This window comes from Jatrophihabitans endophyticus, assembly GCF_900129455.1.
Lineage (GTDB): Bacteria > Actinomycetota > Actinomycetes > Mycobacteriales > Jatrophihabitantaceae > Jatrophihabitans > Jatrophihabitans endophyticus.
Genome location: NZ_FQVU01000001.1, coordinates 141,583 through 157,808 on the forward strand (window position 1 = coordinate 141,583; position 16,226 = coordinate 157,808).

The window sequence follows — 16,226 nt, forward strand, 5'->3', positions numbered from 1 at the left end:
GCCGGCGTGAGGGAGCAGATGCAGTCGCAACACCGCACCACCGCGGACGTCACCACCGCGGACGTCGTCGTCGTGGGCGCCGGGGTCATCGGCGCCGCGATCGCGTGGCGGTGCGCGCAGCGTCGGATCGCCGTCGTCACCGTCGACCCCGACCCCACCCGCGGTGCGTGGCACACCGCCGCCGGCATGCTCGCGCCGGTCACCGAGCTGCAGTACACCGAGACGCCGCTGCTGCACCTGAACCTGGACTCGCTGCGCCGCTGGCCCGCCTTCGCCGCCGAGCTCGCGGCCGAGCTCGGCGCCGACGAGCGCGCCGTCGGGCTGCGGCGCACGGGCACGGTGCTGGTGGCGTGGGACGCCGCCGACCTCGCTGCACTGCGCGACCTGCACGCCTTCGGGCAGCGCTTCGACATCGCCTCGATTCTGATCGGCGGACGCGACCTGCGCGGGCTCGAGCCCGCGCTCGCCGCCGGGCTCCCGGGCGGTCTGCACGCCCCCGACGACCACCAGGTCGATCCGCGGCTGCTGCGCGACGCGCTGGCCCGTGCCGGTCGCCGCCGCGGCGTCCGGCACGTCACCGCCGAGGTCACGCGTGTCCGGACGACCGGTGATCGGGTCGAGGGCGTCGACCTCGCGGACGGGACGACGCTCGCCGCCCCCGTCGTGGTGCTCGCCGCGGGCGCGTGGTCGGGCACGCTCGCCGGCCCGCCCCCCGGTGCGGTGCCCGCGGTGCGCCCGGTGAAGGGACAGACCCTCCGGCTGCGACTGCCCGGGACGCCTGTGCTGAACCACGTCGTCCGTGGCCGGGTCAAGGGCAACCCGATCTACCTCGTCCCCCGCGCCGACGGCCGCATCGTCGTCGGCGCAAGCACGGAGGAGGCCGGCTTCGACCGCTCCGCCCGCGCCGGGGCCGTCTACGAGCTGTTGCGCGACGCGCAGTCGCTGCTGCCGGAACTGGGCGAAGCCGAACTGGCGGAGATCAGCACCGGATTGCGCCCCGGTTCTCCCGACAACGCCCCGCTCGTCGGCGCGAGCGGCGCGCTCGGCGGCCTGGTCGTCGCCACCGGCCACTACCGCAACGGCGTGCTGCTGACCCCGGTGACCGCCGACGGCGTCGCCGCCCTCCTGGCCGACGGCGCCCTGCCCGACGTCCTGCACCCCTTCGCACCCGATCGCTTCGAACGGATCCCGGCATGACCATCGACCTCAACGGCACGCCGCACGAGATCGCGCCCGGCACGACGGTCGGCGAGCTCATCCGTGCCGTCACCGGTGCGAACCGTGGCAGCGCGGCCGTCGTCGCCGGCGAGGTCGTCCCGCGCAGCGAGTGGGACACCACGACGATCACCGCCGGTCAGGACGTCGAGATCGTGACGGCGGTGCAGGGAGGATGAGCGTGGACGGACTGCAGATCGCCGGCGTGGAGCTCGGCTCGCGACTGATCCTCGGGACGGGCGGCGCCCCGAGCCTGCACGTCGTGGACGAGACGCTCCGCGCGTCGGGCACGGAGCTCTGCACCGTCGCCATGCGGCGCGTCGACGCCACGACCACGGGCACCATCCTCGACGTCATCGACCGGCAGGGCGTGCGGATCCTGCCCAACACCGCCGGGTGCCGGACGGCACGCGAGGCGGTACGTACCGCCGAACTCGCCCGCGAGGCCCTCGAGACCGACTGGGTGAAGCTCGAGGTGGTCGCCGACGAGCACACCCTGCTGCCCGACCCGATCGAATTGCTCGATGCCGCGCAAATATTGGTGGCGCAGGGATTCACGGTGTTCCCCTACACCAACGACGATCCGGTGCTGGCCCGTCGGCTGCAGCAGGCGGGCTGCGCCGCGGTCATGCCGCTCGGCTCACCGATCGGCACCGGCCTCGGCATCGGCAACCCGCACAACATCGAGCTCATCGTGAGCGAGGCGCAGGTGCCGGTGATCCTCGATGCGGGCATCGGCACCGCCTCCGACGCGGCGCTCGCCATGGAACTCGGCTGCGACGGCGTGCTGCTCGCCTCGGCCGTCACCCGCGCGCAGGATCCGGTCGCCATGGCCGAGGCCATGAAGCTCGCCGTGCAGGCGGGTCGGCTCGCCCATCGTGCCGGTCGCATCCCCCAGCGCTTCCACGCCCGTGCGTCGTCCCCCACCGAGGGGATGGCCGTCCTGTAACCGACCCGCGGGAGCTCTCGTCGTGAGGGCTGAGAGGGCGCGGCCGCGCCGACCGCTCGAACCTGTCCGGATAATGCCGGCGTAGGGAGACGCATGACCAGCACGCTGTCCACGACCACGGGTGCCGCCACCGGCGCCGACTCCGGTCGCGAGGCCCCGCTCACCCTCGACGAGACCGCACCCCGGACGCTCGGGTTGGCCGACCACCTCGGCATGTGGGGCAACCTCGGGGTGAGCCTGCTCGGCTTCACCGGGGCCATCTACGTCCTCACGCCGGTCGACGGCGCGCCGGCGCTCGCGTTCGGCGCCGCCCTGCTCGCCATCGTGCTCGGCACCGTGCTCGGCACCGCCGCCGTGTCGATCGCCGCAGTCCCCGGCGCGCAGACCGGCCAGCCGTCCATGGTGCTGCTGCGCGGCCTGTTCGGCGCGAAGCTCTCCTGGCTGCCGACGACGCTGAACATCGTCCAGCTGCTGGGATGGACCGCATTCGAGCTCGTCACGATCAGCACCGCGCTGAGCCAGGTGGTCGACGGGGTCCCGCGCTGGGTGTGGGTGCTGCTCGGCGGCGCCGTGACCGTGGGCCTGTCGCTGCGGCCCCTCGGCTGGATCCGCGTCCTGCGCCGCTACGTCACCGTCCTCGTCATGATCGCGATGGCCTGGTTCGCGATCCAACTGCTGCGCAACCCGCTGCCGGGTCTCGGCGACGGTTCGTGGCAGAACTTCTGGGTCGCGACCGACACCGTCATCGCCGTCTCGGTGTCGTGGGTGCCCGTCGTCGCCGACTACACGCGCCATTCGCGCACGGTGCGCAGCGCCGCGTGGGGCACCTTCGCCGGCTACTCCGTCACGCAGATCCTCTGCTACGCGATCGGCCTCGTCACCCTCGTCACGGTGGCGCGCGGCGACGCCGACCAGGTGTTCGGCGCGTTCCTGGCCGTCCCGCTCGGCGCGCTCGCCTTCGCCGTGCTCGCGGTTCGCGAGCTCGACCAGTCGTTCGTCGACGCGTACTCGTCCGGCATCTCGGTGCAGAACCTGCTGCCGCGCGTGGACCGGCGCATCCTCACCACCGCCGTCGGGGTGCTCGCCACCCTCGGCGCGATCGTCCTCGACATCGAGGACTACGGGAACTTCCTCACCCTGCTCGGGTCGGTGTTCGTGCCGCTGCTCGGCGTGCTGGCCGTCGACTGGTTCCTCGTCTCGCGGGGCCGGTGGGATCTCTCCGAGCAGGCGCCGCTGCGTCCCCTCATGCTGCTGCCGTGGTTGGTGGGGTTTGCGACGTATCAGGTGATCAATCCGGGTTACATCGGGTGGTGGGGACGAATGTGGTCCCACGTACGGTGGTTCGACCAACAGAGCTGGATGAGCGCGTCGGTGCTGTCGTTCGCGGTGGCGGCGGTCGTCACCGTCCCGATCGCCGCGTTCGACAGGAGAATGAGTGCTCGTCCATCCCGAGGTCGCTGAGGCGCTCGCTGCGCATCGCCCCGTCGTCGCGCTCGAGAGCACGATCATCAGCCACGGGCTGCCGCGGCCGGACAACCTGCGCATAGCCCGCGAGATCGAGGACGCGGTCCGGCAGGAGGGCGCGGTCCCCGCCACCATCGCGATCGTCGACGGGCAGGCCCGCATCGGCCTGGACGACGACGCGCTGGCCCGCGTGGCCGGCGCGACCGGTGCCGGGGAGGTCGACAAGGTGAGCGTCCGTGACGTCGCCGTCGTCGCCGCCCGCGGCGGGGTGGGCGCCACCACCGTCGCCTCGACCGCTCACCTCGCCGCGCGCGCCGGCATCCGGGTCTTCGCGACCGGCGGCCTCGGCGGCGTGCACCGCGAGGCCCGTGACACGTGGGACGAGTCGGCCGACCTCACCACGCTGTCGCGCACCGCGGTGCTCGTCGTCTGCGCCGGCGTGAAGTCCATCCTCGACGTCGGCGCCACCCTGGAGCGGCTCGAGACCCTCAACGTCGGCGTGCTGGGCTACCGCACCGAGCGCTTCCCCGGCTTCTACCTGCGCGACTCGGGCCACCCCATCGGCTGGCAGGTCGACACCCCCGCCGACGTCGCCGCGGTGCTGCGCGCCCAAGACGACCTCGGCACCGGTGGTTACGGGCTCGTGCTGGCCAACCCGATCGCCGCCGCGGACGAGCTCGACCGCGACCTGCACGACCGGACGCTGAACGCCGGCCTCGCGGCGGCGCAGGCGGCCGGGGTTCGCGGCAAGGACGTCACGCCCTTCCTGCTCGAGTTCTTCCACCGCGAGACGCACGGCGCGTCGCTCGCCGCGAACGTCGCGCTCGTCGTCGCGAACGCGCGGCTCGCGGCGGCGGTCGCGTCGCACTACGCGGCCTCGCACGACGCGGCCTCGCACGCCCCGGACGCGGCGGCCGGCTGATGCACGTCGTCTGCGTCGGCGACCTGATGGTCGACTTCGTCGCCCGGCTGCCCGGCCCGATCGCCTTCGGCTCCGACACGCCGGCCGCCATCGAGGTCTACGGCGGCGGCGCAGCCGCGAACGTGGCGGCCTGGCTCGCCCACGCCGGCGCCCAGGCGACGTTCGTCGGCCGCATCGGCGACGACCACGCCGGCCTGATGGCCGCCGACGAGCTCACCGCGGCCGGCGTCACGCCCGTCGTCGAGATCGACCCGAACCGCGCGACGGGCCTCTGCATCGTCTTGGTCGACGAGCGCGGCGAACGGTCGATGGTGCCCTCGACGGGAGCCAACGACGCCGCGGCGGACGTGGCGCTGATCCCGGCGACGGCCGACTGGCTCTACGTCTCGGGCTACGCCCTGCTCGGCGAGGGGCCGCGCTCGTTCGCGCTCGACGCGTTGGCGCTCGCGCGCGAGCGGGGCTGGTCGATCGCGGTCGACGCCGCCTCCGCCGCGCCGCTCGCGGCCGCGGGCGCCGAGAACTTCCTCGACTGGATCGGCACCGATCTGCTGCTGTTCGCCAACCACGACGAGGCGCGGGTCCTCACCGGCCTGGACGAGCCGTCCGCCGCGGCGCAGGCGCTCGCGTTGCGCTGTGGGCACGCCGTCGTCAAGCGCGGGCCGCTCGGCGCGGTGTGGTCCGACGGCACGGGGGTGCGCTCGGTGCCCGCCGTCGAGGTGGAGGTCTTCGACTCCACGGGTGCCGGCGACGCGTTCGCCGCCGGCTTCCTGGCCGCCACCGGCGAGATCGCCGACTGCCTCGACCAGGCCACCCGGCTGGCGTCCAGGGCCGTCGCGCACGCCGGCGCGCGGCCCCGCCCCGCCGCGAGCTGAACCGATCAGCTCGGCGCCGGCGCGACGCGGTCCAGCAGCACGTGCATCGCGGCGACGACGGCATCGCGGCGGTAGGTGAGCGCGAACCGGAAGCGTCGTGACGCGTCCGGCCCGGTGTCGCCGAGGTCGCGGGCCAGCAGCGCCCCCGCGAAGTGCGGGGCGAGCACCACGACGTCCCACTCCTGGCGCACCGGGTCGGCGGGGTCGAGGTTGGCCCCCCGCACGCCGGCCACCGGTTCGCTGCCGAGCCCCTCGCCGATCAACGCGACGAAGCCGAGCTTGTCGGCCAGCTCGGTGTAGCGCGCTCGCGTGATCTCGCTGAAGTGACGGGCCTCCTGCAGCGTGCTCGCGATGATGGCGCTCGGCCCGAGCGCCGCGGCCTCGCGTTCGAGGTGCTTGCTGATCTCGACGAGCAACGACTTCGGCGAGACGCGCATCGCGGCCTCGGGCGGGATGCAGTCGAAGGGCGACGCCGGCGGCGACGGCGGCGCGGCGACGTGCAGCTGCAGCGACCCGGTACGCCGCTTACGGGTCAGCTCGGGTGCGGCGCGGCCGAACAGGAAACCCTGCCCGAAGCGTGCGCCGAGCGCCCGGGCGATGGTGAGGTGGCGCGCGGTCTCGATGCCCTCGGCGAGCAGCACGGCTCCGGTCTGTTCGGTGTAGGCGTTGGTGGCGGTCATGATGTGCGCGGCCGCCGGCCCGGGACGCTGCTGCACCAGTCGCAGGTCGAGCTTGACGACGTCCGGGCGCAGCAGCGGCATGAACGCCAGCGACAGGTCGTCGGCGCCGACGTCGTCGAGTGCGATGCGCCATCCCTTGCGACGCAGCTCGCCGACGGCGGCCAGCAGCTCGGCCGGCCGCGCCGCGAGCGCCCGCTCGGTGACCTCGAGGACGAGGCGGAGCCGGCCGGGCACCCGCTCGGCCAGGGAGGCGAAGTCGTCGAAGCGTTCGGAGTCGACGACGTCGGGCTCGACGTTGACGAACAGCGTGAGCGGCCCGGCCATGCCGGCCTCGACGGCGGCGCTGACCGCGTTACGCCGGCACAGGTCGTCGACCTCGGCGAGCAGGCCCCCGGCCCGGGCCGCGGCGAACAGCGGCTGCGGCGCGGCGAAGGGGCCGTCGGGCCCGCGCGAGAGGGCCTCGTAGGCGACCACGCGATCGTCGTAGAGGTCGACGATGGGCTGGAAGTGGGTGCGGACGGCGCCCGCGTCGAGCAGGTGGGCGACCTGCGATCGGAGCATCTGGTCGACGGTCATCGGTCACGTCCTGGGTGAGGTACGCACGGCTGAGGGTTCAGCCGTTCTCGCGGTGGTAGGTCACGTCGCTGCCGACGAGGTCGATGCGCAGGCCGTCCGGCGCCATCGACAGGCGCTGCACGTCGACGTCGAAGGGGATGTTGCGCAACGGCACCGCGACGTCGAACACCTGGGACAGCACCTGCGACACCGGCGCGGCGAGGTCACCCAGCCCGTTGACCTGCGCCTTGGCGAACGACAGCGCGCCGTTGGTGAGCACCGGGGCCGCGGTGATGGTCGGCGTGAAGGTCTGGCCGAACACCGTGATCTGCTTGCGGGCGCGGATCCGCCCGTGGCCGGCGTAGCTGACGTCGACCCGGAGCGCGTCGCTGAGCTGGGCGTAGCCGATCGTGCCGACCGCGGTGGCGTGCTCGGCGTGGTAGTCGGCGAAGTCCCGGGAGACGGTGAGGTCGTCGAGCACCACCCGCAGCCGCGAGAGGGTCAGCCGGACGTCGTCGTCGCCCACGGGGACGTCGGCGGCGGTCACGGTGATGTGGTCGTAGCGACCGCGCGCGAACTGGGTGAGGAAGGGGAACCCGCCGATGTCGACGTCGGGCTCGGACCCGAGATGCTGCGACTGCCGCAACGCGGTGGCGGCGACCTTCTGCGCGACGACGTCGCCGACGCGGTCGGCCGCGATCAGCAGCACGACCAGCACGAGGACGGCGATCAGCACCCGGCGCAGGGAACGCCCGCCCGAGCGGCGCGGCGGCGGGCGACCCCACTGCTGGGCTGCCGGGTCGCCGTAGGACATCGTCCGATGGTGGCACGCCCCACCGACGACGTCCTGTCGGCTCGCCCCCGCCGCGCCACCCGGCTGCGCCACCCGGCCGCGCCCGGGCCGTCGTTGCGTACGATGCCCGGGACCGCCGATCGGAAGGACGACACCGCCGTGGCCGAGGACTTCGGCCCGTACCGCCTCGAGGAGGTGATCGGGCGTGGGGGCATGGGGATCGTCTACCGGGCGTTCGATACCCGTCGCGACCGCATCGTCGCGCTCAAGCGGCTGCCGCGCGAACTCGCGGTCGACGAGCACTTCCAGGCCCGGTTCCGTCGCGAGTCCCGGCTGGCCGCCCGGCTGAACGAGCCGCACATCATCCCGATCCACGACTTCGGCGAGATCGACGGCCAGCTGTTCCTCGACATGCGACTGGTCGAGGGCCGCGACCTCGGCCGCCTCATCGCCGACGAGGGCGGGACGCTGCGGCCCGAGCTCGCCGTCGACGTCATCGTCCAGGTCGCCGCCGCGCTCTCGGCGGCGCACGAGGCCGGGCTGATGCACCGCGACATCAAGCCGTCGAACGTCCTCGTCACCGGCATCACCGAGCGCGACCGCACCAGCCCGTTCGCGTACCTCGTCGACTTCGGCATCGCCCGCAAGATCGGCACCGAGGGCACCGCGTTGACCACCACCACCGACTGGTTCGGCACCGTCGCCTACATGGCTCCCGAGCGCATCAGCGGCTCCTCGGGCGACACCCGGTCCGACATCTACTCGCTGGCCTGTCTGCTCTACCAGTGCCTCGTCGGGCAGGCGCCGTTCACGGGCGAGGCCCTACAGGTGCTGTTCGCGCACGTGAACAACCCGCCGCCGTCGACGTCCGAGCGCCGCCCGGGCGTCCCGGCCGCCCTCGACGCGGCCATCCGCCGCGGCATGGCCAAGCGACCGGACGACCGCTTCCAGACCGTCGCGGAGTTCGCGACGGCGATCCGCGCCGCCGGCACGGGCACGGGCGCACCGGTCAGCCTGCCTGCGCCCCCGCAGCCCGCCGGCCGGCACGCCGGCGCGGCCCGCCAGCCGGCACCTGCCCACGCCGGCGCCGTCCCCCGCTCGGGGCCGCTCGACTCCCGACCGCCGCAGTCGGGGCCGCTCGACTCCTACCCGCCGCGGTCGGGACCGCCGCAGTCGTTCCCGCCGCGGTCGGGACCGCCCCGCTCCGGACCGCCGAACTCGGTCCCGCCACACGCCGGCCCCGCGAACTCCTTCCCGCCGCGGGCCGGTTCGCCCCACTCGGTCCCCCCACGGGGTCCGGACGCACGCGGACACCAGGACCGCGCCCTCGCCGTGATGGTCGCGGTCGCGGTCGTCGTGGTCATCGCGGCCGTCGTCGCCGTGATCGTCGCCGTCGCCGGCTGACCGCCGGTCAGGACCGCGGGGCGACGTCCAGCGCGCGGGCGAGCGGGACGCCCGGCCGGTAGGCCAGGTGCAGGTAGGTGGGGGCCGCCAGCAGCGCGAGGTCGGCCCGGCCACCGACGACGACGCGACCGACGTCCTCGCGACGCAGCGACCGCGCCGCGCCCGCCGTCGCCGCCCACAGCGCCTCGGCCGGCGTCATGGCCATCTCGCGCACCGCGAGGGCGATCGCGAACGGCATCGACGAGGTGTAGCTCGTCCCCGGGTTGCAGTCGGTGGCCAACCCGACAGTGACACCCGCGGCCAGCAACCGCCGCGCGTCCGGGTAGGGCGAGCGGGTCGAGAACTCGACGCCGGGCAGCAGCGTCGCCACGGTCTCGCTCCCGGCGAGGGCGTCGACGTCGGCATCGGTCAGGTACGTGCAGTGGTCGACGCTCGCGGCCCCGAGGTCGACGGCCAGCGCCACCCCGGGACCGGCGGCGAGCTGGTTGCCGTGCACCCGCAGGCCGAGGCCGGCCGCCGCGCCCGCGCCGAGGACGGTGCGCGCCTCGTCGGCGTCGAACGCGTGCGGGCTCGCCGGTTCGCAGAAGACGTCGATCCACCGGGCGTGCGGAGCACAGGCCGCCAGCATCGGCCCGCTCACCGTCCGTACGTACTCGTCACGCTGCGTGCCCGGCGGGACGACGTGCGCGCCGAGGAAGGTGACCTCCTCGACGACGCCGGCCGCGAGCCGGAGCACGCGCTCCTCGTCGGCGACGGTGAGGCCGTACCCGCTCTTGACCTCCACCGTGGTCGTGCCCTGCGCGCGCAGCTCGGCGAGCCGGCCGACGAGCCCGCGGCGCAGCTCGTCGTCCGGGGCACGACGCGTGGCCGTCACCGTGGCGGCGATGCCGCCGCCGTCGTAGCGCTCCCCCGCCATCCGCGCCGCGAACTCGGCCGACCGGTCGCCGGCGAAGACCGGGTGTGTGTGCGAGTCGACGAAGCCGGGGACGACGGCCTGCCCGCCCACGTCCGTCCGCTCGTCGGCCGCCGGCGCGTCGGCGGCGCGACCGACCCAGGCGACCCGCTCGTCGGCGACGACCAGCGCGGCGTCGTGCAGCACGCCGAGCGGTGTGCCGTCGTGCACCGGGTCGTTGGTGACGAGCTCCCCGATGCCGGTGATCAGCGTGGCCATACCGCTCCGATCGCGTCGCCGAGCAGTCGTCCCACGTCCCCGAGCACGTGGACACCGTCGCGCACCACGACCCGGCCGTCCACCAGCACGGTGTCGACGTCGGCCGCGGTCGCTGCGAAGAGCAGCTGTTCCGGCGCCGCGCCCGCGGTGCGCGCACTGTCGAGCCGGACGGCCACCAGGTCGGCGCGCGCGCCGGGTGCGAGCGCGCCCGCGTCGGGCCAGCCGAGCGCGTCGTGTCGCGTGGCCGCGGCGAGCAGCTCGGCCGGGCGGAACGCACCCCGGCGCCCGCTGCGCAACCGCTCGTCGAGCTCCAGCGCGCGCGCCTCCTCGAACATGTCGATGACCGCGTGCTGGTCGGTGCCGAGCGAGAGCACGGCCGGCTCGGCGTCGGCGAGCGCGCGCGCCGGGCCGATCCCGTCGGCGAGGTCGCGCTCGGTCGTGGGGCAGAAGCAGGCGGTCGTGCCCGAGTGCGCGATGGTCGCGATGTCGGCGGCGGTGAGGTGGGTGGCGTGGACGGCCGTGGCGGTCGGGCCGAGCACGCCCGCGTCGGCCAGCAGGGCCGTCGGCGTGCGACCGTGGACGGCCAGGCATGCCTCGTTCTCGGCCGGCTGTTCGGAGACGTGGACGTGCAGCGGGCGGGCACCGGCGGCGCGGCCGACGGTGCGCAGCGCGTCGGCGGGGACGGCGCGCACCGAGTGGATCGCGGCGCCGACGCGCAGCCCGTCGTCCTCACGCACCGCCGCGACGCGCTCGGCCCACGCGTCGGCGTCGGCGTCGGCGAAGCGGCGCTGGACCTCGTCGAGCGGCTGGTACCCGGCGCCGGTCAGCCCGCCGGCCAGGTAGCAGGCATCCAGCAGCGTGAGGCGGATCCCGGCGTCGCGAGCGGCCTGCCGCAGCGCCTCGGCCATCGCGTTCGGCTCGGCGTAGGGGCGCCCGCCCGGCACGTGGTGCAGGTAGTGGAACTCCCCCACCGTCGTGATGCCGGCCAGCGCCATCTCGGCGTACGTCGCCCGGGCGAGCGCGAGGTAGCGGTCGGGATCGAGCCCGGCGGCGACGGCGTACATCCGCTCGCGCCAGGTCCAGAACGTGCCGCCGCCGTCGTGCGTCCGTCCGCGCAGGGCCCGGTGGAAGGCGTGGCTGTGGTTGTTCGCGAAGCCGGGCAGCGCGACCCCGGGTAGCCGGGTCGCACCGTCCGCGGCGGCGCCTGGCGTCACGGCGGTGAAACGGCCGTCGCGGACGTCGAGGCGGACGTCGCGGGCCGGGCCGTCGGGCAGCAGCGCGTGTGCCGCGAAGTACGCGCTCGTCATCGGGTCAGCTCGGCCACGACGTCGGCCAGCGCCGCGACGCCGGCGAGGCAGTCGTCGCGCTCGGCGTGCTCGGCCGGCGAGTGCGAGACGCCCGTCGGGTTGCGTACGAACAGCATCGCCGCCGGGACGCCCGCCTGCGCCAGGATGCCGGCGTCGTGACCGGCGCCGGTGTCGAGCACGGGCGCGGTGAGGAGCGTGGCCAGCCGCCCGGCCAGCTCGGCGGGGAACGGCGTGACGTCCGTCCACGACTCCTCGATGACCTCGCCACCCTGGCTGGCAACGGCATCGGTGAGCTCGGCGACTATTGCGCGAACCTGCGCATTCTTCGGCGCACGCGCGTCGAGCGACGCCGTGACGTGCGAGGCGATCGCATTGACGCCGTTCGGCTGCGCGGTGACCCGGCCGACGGTGGCGACGCCGCCGTGACGCTCCGCCGCGACGCGGGCCGCGAGCACCACGTGCGCGAGCGACAGCACGGCGTCCCGACGGTCGGCGAGGGCGGTCGTGCCGGCGTGGTTCGCCTCGCCCGGCAGCTCGATGCGCCACCGACCGTGCGGGCGGATCGCGCTGGCCACCCCGATCGCGGCGTCCTGGTCGACCAGCGCGCGTCCTTGCTCGACGTGCAGCTCGACGAACGTCCCGATGCGTCGCAGCGTCTCGTCGTCGCGGCCGAAACCGGTTGCCAGTCGACCCGCTGCGTCGGCCATGGCCGTGCCCTCGGCGTCGCGCAGCCCGCGGGCACGGTCCGCGGCCAGCGCACCGGTGATCACGCGCGAGCCCGCGCAGGCGACGCCGAAGCGGGCGCCCTCCTCGTCACCGAAGTTGACGACGGCGAGCGGCCGACGCGCTCGCCACGAGCTCTCGGCGAGCGTGTCGAGCGCGGCGAAGGCCGAGACGACGCCCAGCGGACCGTCGTACGCCCCACCGTCGGGCACCGAGTCCAGGTGCGAGCCGACGACGACGCCCGGGCCGTCGACGTCCGGGTCGCCCTGCCACGCCCACTGGTTGCCGGCCCGGTCGAGCACCACCGCCATCCCGCGGGCCGCGGCCTCCCCCGCGAACCACTCGCGCAGCGTCGCGTCCTCCCGCGTCCACGCGAACCGCCGGTACCCGCCGCTCGCTGCGTCCCGCCCGATCGGCGCGAGGTCGTCCCACATCCGGTCGAAGCTCGTCCACTGGCGACTTTGTTCGCCGACTGGCGACTTTCCGTCCGACTGGCGACCTGTAGGTCGCCAGTCGGCGCGAAAGTCGCCAGTCGTCATGCGAGGTCGCCAGTGGTGGTTGCGGGGGACGTGGCGGTGGGAGGGGCTGCGGACGATTCGGCGGTCTCGGCCATCGGGATGCGGACGTCGCGGGCGGCGGCGACATCCTCGGCGCGGTCGTAGCCGGCGTCCACGTGGCGGATCACGCCCATGCCCGGGTCGTTGGTGAGCACGCGCTCGATCTTCTGCGACGCGAGGTCGGTGCCGTCGGCGACGCACACCTGGCCGGCGTGGATCGAGCGGCCGATGCCGACGCCGCCGCCGTGGTGGATCGACACCCACGTGGCCCCGCTGGCGACGTTGACCATCGCGTCGAGCAGCGGCCAGTCCGCGATGGCGTCCGAGCCGTCGAGCATGCCCTCGGTCTCGCGGTAGGGCGAGGCCACCGAACCGCAGTCGAGGTGGTCGCGGCCGATCACGACGGGCGCGCTGAGCTCGCCGTTCGCGACGAGTCGGTTGAACTCCACGCCGGCGCGGTCGCGCTCGCCGTAGCCGAGCCAGCAGATGCGCGCCGGCAGCCCCTGGAAGTGCACCTTGTCCTGCGCCAGCTCGATCCAGCGTGCGAGCGACTCGTTCTCGGGGAACAGCTCGAGGACCGCCTTGTCGGTGCGGGCGATGTCCTTCGGGTCGCCCGAGAGCGCCGCCCAACGGAACGGCCCCTTGCCCTCGCAGAACAGCGGCCGGATGTACGCGGGCACGAACCCCGGGAAGTCGAAGGCGCGGCTCAACCCCGCCGTCCTCGCCTCGCCGCGGATCGAGTTGCCGTAGTCGAAGACCTCGGCACCCTTGTCCTGGAACTTGACCATCGCCTCGACGTGCCGGGCCATGGACGCCTGCGCCCGCCCGGTGAACTCCTCGGGCTTGCGCCGCGCGTACTCGTGCCACTCGTCGAACTCGACGCCCACCGGCAGGTAGGACAGCGGGTCGTGGGCGGACGTCTGGTCGGTCACGATGTCGATCGGCGCGTCGTTGGCGAGGAACTGCGGGACGAGCTGCGCGGCGTTGCCGAGCAGCCCGATCGACAGCGGCTCCCGCTTGGCCTTGCTCTGCTCGGCCAGGGTGAGCGCGTGCTGCACGCTGTCGGCCTGGACGTCGAGGTAGCCGTGCTCGATGCGACGCCGGATCCGGGCCGGATCGCACTCGATGACGATCGCGACGCCGCCGTTCATCGTGACGGCCAGCGGCTGCGCCCCACCCATGCCGCCCAGCCCGGCGGTGAGGGTGATAGTGCCCGCGAGCGTGCCGCCGAAGCGTTTGGCCGCCACCGCGGCGAAGGTCTCGTAGGTGCCCTGCAGGATTCCCTGCGTGCCGATGTAGATCCACGAGCCGGCCGTCATCTGGCCGTACATGGTGAGCCCGAGGTTCTCCAGACGACGGAACTCGTCCCAGTTGGCCCAGTCGCCGACGAGGTTGGAGTTCGCGATCAGCACCCGCGGCGCCCACTCGTGGGTGCGCATGACGCCGACGGGCTTGCCCGACTGCACCAGCATCGTCTCGTCCGACTCGAGCGTCGTGAGCGTGCGCACCAGGGCGTCGTAGGACGCCCAATTGCGGGCGGCCCGGCCGGTGCCGCCGTAGACGACGAGATCGTCGGGGCGTTCCGCGTTCTCGGGGTCGAGGTTGTTCATCAGCATCCGCAGCGGCGCCTCGGTCTGCCAGGAGCGTGCGGTCAGGGTGGTGCCGCGAGGAGCGGTCACGGGGCGGGCTCCGTCCATCGCCCCATTGCACACCCGCCCGCCGCGTCGCGGGGTGTCGCGCCACGCCTGGGCGTCTGATATCCCAGACAAGGCGCTAGTCTCGGCATCGTGGCCAGCGTTCCCGCCGCCCGGCAGACCCTCGAGATCCTCGGCTACCTCGGCCGGCAGGCCGGCCCGGTCCCCGCCGCATCCCTCGTCCGCGACCTCGACCTGCCCCGCTCGACCGTCTATCACCTGCTCAGCACGCTGGTCGACCACGGCTTCGTGACGCACCTGCCCGAGGAACGCCGCTACGCGCTGGGTGTGGCGGCCTACGAGCTTGGCCAGGGTTACGGCCGGCAGGCACCGTTGGCGCGCGTCGCGCGGGTACCGCTGGCCGAGCTGGCCGACCGCACCCGGCACTCGGCTCACCTCGCCGTCGCGCACGGCCGCGAGGTGCTGTACGTGATCGAGGAACGTGCTCCGGGACGACCGCCGCTGGTCACCGACGTCGGCGTCCGGCTGCCGGCGCAGCTGACCGCCAGCGGCCGCGCCGTGCTCGCCGGCCTGCCCGCCGCCCAGCTACGCGCGCTCTTCCCCGACCCGGCTGCGTTCGTCCTGCGCACCGGGGTCGGGCCGCGCTCGATGTCGGCGCTGCGCGCGCTGCTGGTGGACGTCCGCCGCCGTGGCTACGCGATCGAGGACGGCGAGGTCACGGTCGGCTTCGCCTCGGTGGCGGCCGCGGTGCTCGACCACGCCGGCCACCCGGTCGCCGGCGTCGCCGTCACCTTCGAGTCCCGGCTGCCCGCGGCACAGCGCGAGGGCGTGGCAGAGCGGGTCGCCCGCACCGCCCGGCTGCTCACGCGTCGGATCGGCGGGACGGCCTGAGCGCTGGGAGCGCAGCGGTTCCGGTGCCGCGGACGCGGCGTTGCGGAGCACACCCGGGCCGGCGCGTCACCCGCACCGACGAACGCGCGGCCGGCCCGCGGGCGATCGAGGTCACCGGACGGTGCGCGCGTAGCTCGTGACCAGCGGCCGGTAGCCCTGCCGCGACCAGAACGGCACCGACAGCGGGTTGTACGCGCTGTAGTGCAGCACGCTGGCGACGACGCCGGCGTGCCGGTGGCGCCGGTGCAGCTCGCGCACGAGCGCACCACCGTGCCCGCGGCCGCGGACGCCCGCCGCCGTCGCGGCTGAGGTCAGGTAGCTGACGGGCGCCAGCACGAGCCGCGTGCCGGCCCAGCCCGACTCGCTCGGGGGCGCGGCGATCACGACACCGACCGCGGTGCCGTCGGTGTCGGCGGCGAGCAGGACGGTGTCCGCCCCGAGGATCGCGGCCTCGGCCGCCGCGTCGATCGCCGTCCGGATCGCCGCCGAGACCCGGAGCGTGCCGACCCGGGCCTCGTAGTCGGCCTGCTCGCACCACAGCGCGGCGACCGCGGCGATGTCGTCGGGGGCGGCGTCACGCACCGTCGAGGCCACGGCACCGGCCGGCGGGTCGGCGGCCGCGCGCAGGTCCGCGACGGCCAGCACCGACGTGGGCGCGAACCCGGCCCCGCGGGCCACCCGCGCGCTGTCGACGTCGCGGCTGGGCAGGCTCAGCACGGCCGCGGTGGGTCGGTCGGCGAGCGACGCCGCGAGCTCGACGAAGGCGGGCAGCACCTGGTGCAACCGGTCGGGGGCGAGCTCGCCGGCCGGCGCCAGCGCGACCTCCCGGTCGGCGGACCACTGGGCCGGCAGCGACGTCGGATCGGTGTCGGTGACCACGACGCCGACGGGCACGCCGGCGAGCACGTGCTGGCCTGCCCCGGCGGGCAGCCCGGTGGGCGCGCGGTGGAGGGCGTCATGCCATCCCGCTCCGGGTGCGACCTCGTTCACGGCACGGTTCACCGCACGCAGAACTCGATGCCCTCGGGGTCGAGCAGGACCATCCCGTGCTCGCCGTCGACGTCGGCC

15 protein-coding genes and 1 riboswitch are annotated in these 16,226 nt (G+C 74.5%); of the genes, 8 read left to right on the forward strand and 7 right to left on the reverse strand.

Annotated elements, in window-relative coordinates; translation table 11 throughout:
• Positions 1–18 precede the first annotated feature (18 nt).
• The 6 genes from thiO (at position 19) to BUE29_RS00685 (ending at position 5,422) form a co-directional block, all read left to right on the forward strand.
• A complete protein-coding gene (thiO, locus tag BUE29_RS00660) occupies positions 19–1,197 on the forward strand; it encodes a glycine oxidase ThiO (protein WP_073384700.1) in 1,179 nt (392 codons plus the stop codon).
• A complete protein-coding gene (gene thiS, locus BUE29_RS00665) occupies positions 1,194–1,394 on the forward strand; it encodes a sulfur carrier protein ThiS (RefSeq protein WP_073384702.1) in 201 nt (66 codons plus the stop codon). The genes thiO and thiS overlap by 4 nt, the downstream gene beginning before the upstream one ends.
• Positions 1,391–2,164, forward strand: coding sequence for a thiazole synthase (locus tag BUE29_RS00670; protein WP_073384704.1), 774 nt, complete (start codon positions 1,391–1,393; stop codon positions 2,162–2,164). The genes thiS and BUE29_RS00670 overlap by 4 nt, the downstream gene beginning before the upstream one ends.
• Positions 2,162–2,269, forward strand: a riboswitch (TPP riboswitch). It overlaps the preceding gene by 3 nt.
• Positions 2,258–3,625, forward strand: a complete 1,368-nt coding sequence (locus BUE29_RS00675) for a purine-cytosine permease family protein (RefSeq protein ID WP_073384706.1) — start codon at positions 2,258–2,260, stop codon at positions 3,623–3,625. (Overlaps the previous riboswitch by 12 nt.)
• Complete coding sequence (locus tag BUE29_RS00680) at positions 3,600–4,550, forward strand: pseudouridine-5'-phosphate glycosidase (protein ID WP_073384708.1); 951 nt, start codon at positions 3,600–3,602, stop codon at positions 4,548–4,550. Before BUE29_RS00675 ends, BUE29_RS00680 begins: the two co-directional genes overlap by 26 nt.
• Entirely contained in the window at positions 4,550–5,422 is an 873-nt protein-coding gene (locus tag BUE29_RS00685; protein WP_073384710.1) for a carbohydrate kinase family protein, read from the forward strand. The genes BUE29_RS00680 and BUE29_RS00685 overlap by 1 nt, the downstream gene beginning before the upstream one ends.
• Before the next feature lie 5 nt (positions 5,423–5,427).
• On the opposite strand, the gene BUE29_RS00690 is transcribed toward BUE29_RS00685, so the two are convergent.
• Together BUE29_RS00690 and BUE29_RS00695 are read right to left on the reverse strand one after the other, a co-directional pair.
• Complete coding sequence (locus BUE29_RS00690; protein WP_084180709.1) at positions 5,428–6,663, reverse strand: sensor domain-containing phosphodiesterase; 1,236 nt, start codon at positions 6,661–6,663, stop codon at positions 5,428–5,430.
• Positions 6,664–6,715: 52 nt separating this feature from the next.
• Positions 6,716–7,471, reverse strand: a complete 756-nt coding sequence (locus tag BUE29_RS00695; protein ID WP_073384714.1) for an LmeA family phospholipid-binding protein — start codon at positions 7,469–7,471, stop codon at positions 6,716–6,718.
• 9 nt (positions 7,472–7,480) lie between these two features.
• On the opposite strand from BUE29_RS00695, the gene BUE29_RS00700 reads away from it, so the two are divergent.
• Entirely contained in the window at positions 7,481–8,854 is a 1,374-nt protein-coding gene (locus BUE29_RS00700; protein WP_200799970.1) for a serine/threonine-protein kinase, read from the forward strand.
• Between the two features lie 7 nt (positions 8,855–8,861).
• On the opposite strand, the gene hutI is transcribed toward BUE29_RS00700, so the two are convergent.
• The 4 genes from hutI to hutU all read right to left on the reverse strand — a co-directional run bounded on the left by hutI (position 8,862) and on the right by hutU (position 14,309).
• On the reverse strand, positions 8,862–10,025 hold the full coding sequence (gene hutI, locus BUE29_RS00705) for an imidazolonepropionase (protein ID WP_073384719.1): 1,164 nt from the start codon (positions 10,023–10,025) through the stop codon (positions 8,862–8,864).
• Entirely contained in the window at positions 10,013–11,332 is a 1,320-nt protein-coding gene (locus tag BUE29_RS00710) for a formimidoylglutamate deiminase (protein WP_073384721.1), read from the reverse strand. Before BUE29_RS00710 ends, hutI begins: the two co-directional genes overlap by 13 nt.
• The gene (locus BUE29_RS00715) at positions 11,329–12,489 is read right to left on the reverse strand and encodes an allantoate amidohydrolase (protein ID WP_073384723.1); all 1,161 of its coding nucleotides are present in this window, start codon (positions 12,487–12,489) and stop codon (positions 11,329–11,331) included. The genes BUE29_RS00710 and BUE29_RS00715 overlap by 4 nt, the downstream gene beginning before the upstream one ends.
• Positions 12,490–12,590: 101 nt before the next feature.
• Positions 12,591–14,309 carry a urocanate hydratase gene (hutU, locus tag BUE29_RS00720; RefSeq protein WP_073384725.1) on the reverse strand — a complete coding sequence of 573 codons (1,719 nt, stop codon included), beginning with the start codon at positions 14,307–14,309 and terminating at the stop codon, positions 12,591–12,593.
• A gap of 90 nt (positions 14,310–14,399) precedes the next feature.
• On the opposite strand from hutU, the gene BUE29_RS00725 reads away from it, so the two are divergent.
• The gene (locus BUE29_RS00725) at positions 14,400–15,158 is read left to right on the forward strand and encodes an IclR family transcriptional regulator (protein ID WP_073384727.1); all 759 of its coding nucleotides are present in this window, start codon (positions 14,400–14,402) and stop codon (positions 15,156–15,158) included.
• A 111-nt stretch (positions 15,159–15,269) separates the two neighbouring features.
• Here the strand turns inward: BUE29_RS00725 and BUE29_RS00730 are convergent, their stop codons facing one another.
• The gene (locus BUE29_RS00730; RefSeq protein WP_159440810.1) at positions 15,270–16,148 is read right to left on the reverse strand and encodes a GNAT family N-acetyltransferase; all 879 of its coding nucleotides are present in this window, start codon (positions 16,146–16,148) and stop codon (positions 15,270–15,272) included.
• Between the last annotated feature and the right edge of the window lie 78 nt (positions 16,149–16,226).